Source organism: Streptomyces graminilatus (assembly GCF_001418565.1).
GTDB classification, from domain to species: Bacteria; Actinomycetota; Actinomycetes; order Streptomycetales; family Streptomycetaceae; genus Streptomyces; species Streptomyces graminilatus.
The window spans coordinates 1-2,080 of record NZ_LIQQ01000264.1 but is presented as its reverse complement, the minus strand read 5'-3'; the positions used below and the strand labels follow the sequence as shown (position 1 = coordinate 2,080).

At 70.6% G+C, this 2,080-nt stretch carries 2 protein-coding genes and 1 pseudogene; all 3 read left to right on the top strand.

Annotation, left to right across the window (positions count from 1 at the left end):
* The coding region (locus tag AOK08_RS22270; protein ID WP_079054194.1) for a VWA domain-containing protein at positions 1-493 on the top strand (493 nt) is incomplete at its 5' end.
* A complete protein-coding gene (locus AOK08_RS22265) occupies positions 490-780 on the top strand; it encodes a hypothetical protein (RefSeq protein ID WP_055529015.1) in 291 nt (96 codons plus the stop codon). The genes AOK08_RS22270 and AOK08_RS22265, both read left to right, overlap by 4 nt.
* 26 nt (positions 781-806) lie before the next feature.
* Positions 807-2,080: pseudogene (locus AOK08_RS22260) on the top strand (hypothetical protein); the annotation flags it as partial.

The following is a 2,080-nucleotide window of genomic DNA, read 5'->3' as shown; positions in this document are numbered from 1 at the left end:
CGTGAACCTCGACGACGAGGGCTCCGTACCCATCTCCTACTTCGGCGCCTGCGTCGACCTCACCTGCGACGTCCGCCTCGACAACTACGCGGGCGTCATCAACCGCACCCACACCGGCTCGGACTGGGGCTCCACCAACTACGCCGCGGCGATCGCCGCCGCCGTCGCCGAACACGACGCGTCCGGCGCGACCGATCCGGGGCTGGTCATCTTCCAGACCGACGGCGAACCCGACGACCCGCCCGCCGCCGAGCACGCCCTCCGCCACGCGTCCACGCGCCCGCTGTTCTTCGCGTTCGTCGGCTTCGGCCCCGAGCGCAACATGCTCTTCCTCAAAACCCTCGACACCCTGCCGGGCCGCACCGTCGACAACGCCTCCTTCTTCCACGCCGCCAACCCGGGCACGGTCACCGACGGAGAGCTGTACGACGGCATCACCCGCGAGTTCGCGACCTGGCTGTCCGCCGCCCGCACCGCCGGAATCGTCCAGTGAAGCGCGCCCTGGCCCTGCTCGGAGCCGCCCTCACCGCGACCGCACTGCTCATGACCGCCTGCAGCAGCGGCCTCGAGCAGGGCCCGCCCGGCCGCGTCGTCGCCAAGGACCGCGACTACGAGTGCCACACCACCGGCACCGGCAAGAAGCGGCACCGGTCCTGCCACTTCGAGTACGAGCTGACCACCCGCGACAAGGACGGCCAGGAACACGAGTTCGAGGTGTCGTCCTCCGTCTACGACGACTGCCACCGCGGCTCCTCCTATCCCGCCTGCACCACCCGCTGACCCTCCACCACACCTGAAGGAACCCGATGTCCGCCGTCGCGCACGCAGCCCCCTCGGCTGCCGCACACCCCGAGCCGCCCCGCGCGGCCGAGGGTGCGCGCCCGCGCGCCGGCGGACACACCATCAAAGTGCCCCTGCGCCTGGTCGTGGGTGCTCAGTTTCCGGATGCGGCCCTGAGCACCTACGTCAAGATCGCAGCGCTGGCCCTCCGCCCGGAGGGCTGCACCGCCAAGGTCGCGGTGATCGCCGAGTACCTCGGCATGTCCAAGTCCTCGGTGGAGAGAGGCTTGCGCCCGCTCATCGGGCCCGACCTGGTCGACGGCATCACCGAGATCCCGACCGTACGGCGCACCCTGCCCGGCGGCAAAGGCGAGTCCGCACACCGCGTCACCCGCACCCTCACCACCGGCGAGCTGTGGGTCCGTATCCCCATCCGCGCAGCCGAGGCCCTGAGCCCCCGGCTGCTGCGCCTGTACGCGCTCCTTGCCTACGCCACCGCCCGCCGTATCCCCGTCACCGCCGCCGAGCTCGCCGAGCAGCTCTACCACCACACCGGGGACAAGGCAGGCAAGCACCTGAGCGAGCGCCACGTACGCCGCCTGATCGCAGAGCTGGAGTCGACGGGCTGGCTGACGGTGCACCGCCGTGAGGGCGAGCAGGGACGGCATGCTTACGAAACCCACCGCCACCCCCTCCACGCCGTTCCCACGGTGATCACCACCACGGTGTCGGAGCCGGTGGCCGATGAGCAACTGGCGCTGTGGGACGAGGCGTCACCGGTCATTCATGACGGATCGGGTCCGGGCGATCATGACGGATCCCTCGCGACAGTGGAAGACCTGGGTACTGACCGACGTGGTGAGACGAAGCTGGGTGGGGGTATCCGCCGTAGGCGAGGTGACCGTAAGTGGGTCGCGACTCCTGTGGACAACTCGGTGCCGGACACGTTCGCTTCCGGTGATCGCGTGCTGCGCACGGATACCCACACCCCCACCTCAACCGCCATCGCCGACCGCGCCCCGTACACCGGACCCGGACTGCAGCTCTCACCCCGCGTCTGGCGCGTCCTCCGGCCGGTCCACCACGAACTCCCCGCCCTCAGCCCGTTCGTCCTGCGGAAACTCGCCCGCGCCATCGGCACCCAGCTCGACGCGGGCACCGACGAGGACCGGCTGACCGACCGCCTCCAGCGCCGCTACGCCACCCGATGGATCGAGGCAGCCGAGGGGCCGCCAGCGTCGGGCCACCCTTCCGTCATCCGGGATCTCGGACGGTGGCTCCTCGGCTGCCTCGATCCATC